Origin of the sequence: Mycobacterium sp. PSTR-4-N (genome assembly GCF_022348085.1) — a bacterium.
Lineage (GTDB): Bacteria > Actinomycetota > Actinomycetes > Mycobacteriales > Mycobacteriaceae > Mycobacterium.
The window spans coordinates 1-5,376 of record NZ_JAKRFN010000046.1; the positions used below are offsets into that span (position 1 = coordinate 1).

Consider the following 5,376-nt stretch of genomic DNA (forward strand, 5'->3'; position numbering starts at 1 on the left):
ACGCGGCCACCGCGCTGACCACCACAGCGAAGGCGGCAATGACGCTGGCCGGGAGGGCGTGGTCCTGCAGCCATCCGGTCGCGGTGGCCGACCAGCCGGTGAGCAGGTTGCCGCCGCTGGCGGTGTGCCCGGTGGCCGCGGGCAGCCAGTACCACGCGAGGTAGGCGCCGGTGGCGATGAGGACAACGGCGGTGACGCGGGTCCCGTGGCGGGCGAGGATACCCAGATGCCGGGTCAGGGCCGTGCCGGCGATGGCGGTGCCGACGCTGACCAGCATCAAGATGGTGGCGGCACCGGCTGTGTATGCGGTGAACACTGCCAGCAGACCGCCCCATCCGCTGGTGGCCTGGGCCTGGGCGATCACCGCGAGCAGTACCCCGAAGGTGCAGGACAGTGACGCCAGGGCGTAGCCGATTCCGGCCGCGAGCACACCACCGGCTGTTGGGGAGTCCGGCCGATGACGCGTCCGGGCAGGCATACGCAGACCGATGGTGCGGCCGGTGAGCATGAAGCCGCCCAAGATGGCCAGGGTGAGCCCGATCGTGATCCCGAGCCAGGGAGCAGCCGTCACCAGGGTCCGGGCACCGGCACTGATCGCGATACCGGCGAGGGTGAGGGTGCCGGTGAACCCGATGGTCAGGACGGCCCCGGTGCGCAGTGCCCGGGCCAGCCGCACGAGCACCGCATCGGTGCCGCCGGTGGCGATGGTGCCGGTGATCCACGCCGGTAGCAGCGCGAACCCGCAGGGGTTGACCGGGGCGAGCATGCCAGCGGTAAACGCGAGCGCGAGCAGGTTCACCGTGCGGCGCTGCTGCCGAGGGCGGCCAGGATCTGATCCTGGGACGGGGCGTGGCCGCGGTAGCTGATCTGCCCGGACGGGTCGATGACGAGGGCGGTGGTCGGCGCGGTCACCTGGTAGCGGCTGGTCAGGGCCCCGTTAGTATCGACGACCGCGGGCAGGCTGGTGCCGCCGATCTGGTCCAGGAAGTGGCGAACATCGGCGGGTTTCTCGGTGGGGACGATGTCGACGGCTAGGAACTTGGCGCTGCCTCTGGCTTTCTCCACGGCCGCCCGAGCAGCGGCCAGGGATTTACCGCCGCCGACGCATTCGCCGCACCCGTAGGAGAAGAACAGGATCGCGGTCGGGGCGGCAGCGGGCAGTTCGACGGTTTTGCCGTCCACCGTGGTCAGTGTCGCCGCCGTCGCCTGGGTTGTGGCGTTGGCGTGTGGCGGTGAGGTCGGATTGCTGGTTGTGGCCGATTGGCCGCACGCGGTCAGCGCGCCCGCTGCCAGCATCACAGCCGTAACGCCCGCCCACCTGTGGGGTGTAAACGAACGCGTTTCAGACATTGTCGATGCTTCCTTTCGTCAGGTCGTCGAGCGTGTGCGTCGCGGGTGAATGGCTGTCGGCGGGACAGCAGTGATCGCCGCGTTGACCGCGGCGGGCGAAGGCGACCACAGCCGCCAGCAGCAGCGCGACGGCTGCCCCGATGACCCATGGATTCTCGAGCAGTCCACACACGGCGGCGAGCGCGCCGCCGGCGATCAGGACTGGCGCGGCGCAACACAGGGCCGTCACCAGCACCGCTGCCGCACCCAGCAGCACGGGATTTCTTCGTGGACGTTGATTCATTGATTTCTCCTCATCAGGTTGGGTGCGGCTGGTCAGCTGCAGCAGCCGGGGTGGGCAGTTGGCGGGGTATGGAGCTGGGTAAGGATTTGTGTGGTCAGGGCTGCGCCGAGTTGGTGGGCCTCAGCGACGCTGACGATCTGACCTTCGGGGTGCTCGGCGAGCCACGGCGCGGCGTCCTGCGCGCAGGTGAAGTAGTGCACCTGGTTGCAGAATGAGGACCGGATCGAGGTGAGGTCGTCGGGGTTGACCAGCGAGACCACCGCGGTCTCGGGCTGCACGCTGGTGACACCGTTTTCGCCGACCGAGACCCTGATCGGGTGCCCGCTGACGGGTGATTCGGATTCGATGCTGGCGGGCCGGTCCAGGATGGTGGGAAAGATGAGGGTGTCCAGGGCGCACCAGGTGTAGAGCTCTTGGCCGGCCACGGTGAATCGGTGGCGGGTCGGGCGCAGGGTCAGGCCCTGGCCGACGATGCGGCCCTGCTCGTCGTATTCGGTGTCGGGTACCGCGGCCAGACGCCGGGTCACCTCGTCAACCGGGAGGCCGACGGCCGCGGCGAGCGCCTCCACGGTGACCGGCTCGCCGGCGGCGAGCAGCCGCAGCAACGGCACCAGCATCGTCGGGTCGAGCCCGGACTCTTCCGGAATGGTCAGGCGGTCAAGGAAATTGGGCATCAGGAACCTTTCGAGTGAGCCATGCGTCAGGATGCGCAGCAGGACAGTCGGGACATATCGGCGCTGAAGGACTGGGCGGCGATTTTGATGCCTTCGGCCATGGTCAGATACGGGGCCCAGGACCCGGCGACCTGGTCGACGGTCATCGCGGCGTCGAGGATGTAGACCGCGGCGGCGGCGATCTCGCCAGCATCCTTGGCGACGGCGGTGATGCCGTGGATGCGGCCGGTGCCGGCGTCGGCGACGAGTTTGATGAAACCGCGGGTGTCTCGGTTGACCACCGCACGCGGCACATGTTTTAGCGGCAGCACCCGGCAGTCGCACCGTGTCCCGGCGGCGAGGAGCTCGGCCTCGGTCGTCCCGGCCGCACCGACCGCGGGGCTGGTGAACGTCACGCGGGGCAGATGGCGGTAGTCGACCCTGCGGCCGGCGTCGGTGAAGATGTTGTCGGCGACCATCGCGCCGTGATGGGCGGCGACGTAGACGAACTCGCGGTGCCCGGTCACGTCGCCGGCCGCCCAGATCCGTGGGTTCGACGACTGCAGCCCGTCGCTCACCACGACCTCGTTGTTCTCGCCGGTTTTGACCTGCACCGCTTCGAGATTCAGGCCGTCGGTGTTCGGACGGCGGCCGGTGGCGACGAGGACTTTCGCGGCACGGAACTGCTGCGTTCCGCCGGTGATGGTCGCGGTGACCGTGACCTGATCGTCGGCCTGCTCGACCTCGCTCACCGTGGCGCGGCGCACCACCCGGATGCCGTCGTCGGCGAACACCTCCAGCAGCGCCATGCCGACTTCCGGCTCTTCCTTCGATGCCAGCGTGGAGCGGACCAGCACCGTCACCGTTGACCCGAGCCGGGCGAACAGTTGCGCCTGCTCCAACGCGACGTAGCCGCCGCCGATCACCAGCAGCGACTCCGGGACCTCGGTGACTTCCATCGCGGTGGTCGAGGTCAGGTAGGCGACGCCCTCGAATGCGGGCGGGATGACTGGGTTCGCGCCGGTGGCGATCAGGTAGTGCTCGGCCTCGATGGTGGCATCGCCGACCTCGATGACGGGCGCGTCCGGGGTTCCGGCGAACCGCGCTTGGCCCTGAATGCGCTGCCAGCCATACGATTCGGCCACGTTGAGGTACTTCTCTGAGCGCAGCGACTCCACCAGATCGTGCGTGCCGGCGATCAGGGCCGCCATGTCCACCGGGCCGGCCGTGGTGGCGATCCCCGGGAACCGGGCAGTGTCGGCTGCGGTATGCCGGGCCTCGGCCGCTGCGATCAGGGCCTTTGACGGCACGCAGCCGGTGTTGACACACGTGCCACCGAAGATGCCGCGCTCGATCATGACGACGGACTTGCCGAGCGCGGTAGCGCGGATCGCCGCGGCCATCGCCGCGCCGCCGGAACCGATGACCGCGAGGTCCAATCCCTGACTCATGCACCCATCCTTGACCTTCAAGTAGGCTTGAAGGTCAAGTGTTCTGAGGAGACATCGTGAGAATCGGGAAGCTCGCCGAGGCGACCGGGGCCACCACCGCGACGCTGCGCTACTACGAAGACGAAGGCCTGCTCCCGCCCGCCGAACGTTCCCCGGCGGGGTATCGCGACTATGCCGCCGACACGATCGCCCGGGTCGGCTTCATCCGACGGGGACAGGCCGCCGGGTTCAGCCTCGCCCAGATTCGGCAGATCCTCGACATCCGTGACAGCGGCCACGCGCCGTGCACGCACGTGCGCGACCTGCTCGACATCCGACTGACCGACCTCGACGAGCAGATCAGCGCACTGGTGGCACTGCGCGAGACCATCGCCCGGCTGCGGCAGGGCGCCGAAAGCGTCGACCCGGAATCATGCAGCGCCGATGACGTATGTCGATACCTCTAGGAGCCACCTCCGTGGCACCGGAGGCATGTATTTCGTCAAGTCCGTTGACCCCGGCAGTCGTCATGAATTTCCGCCCCACTGGAGGTCGTTGGTGCGCGGGAGCGCGGGGCCTGCTGAGCAGTAGGCTCACCCGATGCGGTGGGATTTCACTCGAAGCTGGTCGCATTGGCCGTGCTGAGCCCAGCCACACTCGTTCAGGCGATCGCCACCTTCGCCATCACCAATATCGACGACATCGTGGTCCTCGCGGTGATGTTCGGCCAGGCGCCCGGTCATCGTGGCGCAGCCATCCGAGTGACCGCCGGTCAGTACCTCGGCTTCACCGCCATCTTGGCAGTTTCGGTCGGCGGCGCACTCCTGGGTGCCACGCTGCTTCCTCCAGCCGCACTGCCGTACTTCGGGCTGCTGCCCATCGTGTTGGGGCTGCGGGCGGCATGGCTGGCCTGGCGGGATCGCCGCACCCAACCGGCGCCGACCGATGATCCCGCAACACTGTTGACGCCTGGCACCTGGCAGGTCGCAGTCATCACCTTCGCCAACGGCGGCGACAACATCGGCGTGTACGTTCCGATCTTCGCCGTCTCAACGATCGCCACCATCGGTGTTTACATCATCGTGTTCCTCATCGGTGTGGCCATCTGGTGCGCGGCCGGCCGATATTTCGCCTCCCACCCGATCATCGCCAAAGCACTCTCACGCTGGGGCCACATCGTTCTGCCCGTTGCACTGATCACAATCGGGGCCCTCATCCTCATCAAAGGCGGAGCGTTCGCCCTCTAGCTCGGAGCAACTTCACCACTCAGGGCCAGGAGGCGCTCCTGCATCGGCATGTGTTGGCGTTCAACCACTTTGGTGATGTCCCGGCCCGTATCCGCTATGACAATCTAAAACGGGCGGTGGCCAAGGTGCTCAAAGGCCGCAGCCGGCACCCGAACTACCAACACGAGCGAGCGCACCACAGAATCATGATCGTGTGTCACGAGAGACACGATCACAGTAGTTATACCGAAGACGTACCCGAGCCAACGGAATCGACAGGAGACCATTCCGGCTACCCTGCTGCGCTCGCAGCCGGGCGCGGAAGCAGGGTAGCCCCAGATTCAATGAGAAACGTCGCGATCGAAATTCTCATCCAATCTGGGGCAATGCAGGTCAGACTAGTAAATGTGCCCCAGATTCAATGAGAACGGACA

At 67.2% G+C, this 5,376-nt stretch carries 7 protein-coding genes; 2 read left to right on the forward strand and 5 right to left on the reverse strand.

All coding sequences use genetic code 11. The annotated features are described in order from the left end of the window. The 5 genes from MHN84_RS29440 to merA all read right to left on the reverse strand — a co-directional run. Positions 1-799: cytochrome c biogenesis protein CcdA (locus MHN84_RS29440; RefSeq protein WP_241207976.1), on the reverse strand; the 799-nt coding region annotated here is incomplete at its 3' end. Beyond that, the gene (locus MHN84_RS29445) at positions 796-1,296 is read right to left on the reverse strand and encodes a redoxin domain-containing protein (RefSeq protein ID WP_234788714.1); all 501 of its coding nucleotides are present in this window, start codon (positions 1,294-1,296) and stop codon (positions 796-798) included. The genes MHN84_RS29445 and MHN84_RS29440, both read right to left, overlap by 4 nt. A 46-nt stretch (positions 1,297-1,342) precedes the next feature. Continuing rightward, a complete protein-coding gene (locus MHN84_RS29450; RefSeq protein ID WP_005148657.1) occupies positions 1,343-1,633 on the reverse strand; it encodes a hypothetical protein in 291 nt (96 codons plus the stop codon). A 32-nt stretch (positions 1,634-1,665) separates the two neighbouring features. Next, positions 1,666-2,307, reverse strand: a complete 642-nt coding sequence (gene merB, locus MHN84_RS29455; protein ID WP_005148656.1) for an organomercurial lyase MerB — start codon at positions 2,305-2,307, stop codon at positions 1,666-1,668. 26 nt (positions 2,308-2,333) lie between these two features. Beyond that, positions 2,334-3,737, reverse strand: a complete 1,404-nt coding sequence (gene merA / locus MHN84_RS29460) for a mercury(II) reductase (RefSeq protein WP_005148655.1) — start codon at positions 3,735-3,737, stop codon at positions 2,334-2,336. 56 nt (positions 3,738-3,793) lie between these two features. Between merA and MHN84_RS29465 the strand changes: the two genes are divergently transcribed. Further along, on the forward strand, positions 3,794-4,183 hold the full coding sequence (locus tag MHN84_RS29465; protein WP_005148625.1) for a heavy metal-responsive transcriptional regulator: 390 nt from the start codon (positions 3,794-3,796) through the stop codon (positions 4,181-4,183). A gap of 138 nt (positions 4,184-4,321) precedes the next feature. Then, positions 4,322-4,963 carry a cadmium resistance transporter gene (locus MHN84_RS29470; RefSeq protein WP_079481877.1) on the forward strand — a complete coding sequence of 214 codons (642 nt, stop codon included), beginning with the start codon at positions 4,322-4,324 and terminating at the stop codon, positions 4,961-4,963. Positions 4,964-5,376 lie beyond the last annotated feature (413 nt).

What these genes read in the sequence shown, in the direction of transcription:
- MHN84_RS29445 (WP_234788714.1), bottom strand. Translation starts at nt 1,296, where the DNA reads ATGCTGGCAGCGGGCGCGCTGACCGCGTGCGGCCAATCGGCCACAACC.
- MHN84_RS29450 (WP_005148657.1), bottom strand. Translation starts at nt 1,633, where the DNA reads ATGAATCAACGTCCACGAAGAAATCCCGTGCTGCTGGGTGCGGCAGCG.
- merB (WP_005148656.1), bottom strand. Translation starts at nt 2,307, where the DNA reads ATGCCCAATTTCCTTGACCGCCTGACCATTCCGGAAGAGTCCGGGCTC.
- merA (WP_005148655.1), bottom strand. Translation starts at nt 3,737, where the DNA reads ATGAGTCAGGGATTGGACCTCGCGGTCATCGGTTCCGGCGGCGCGGCG.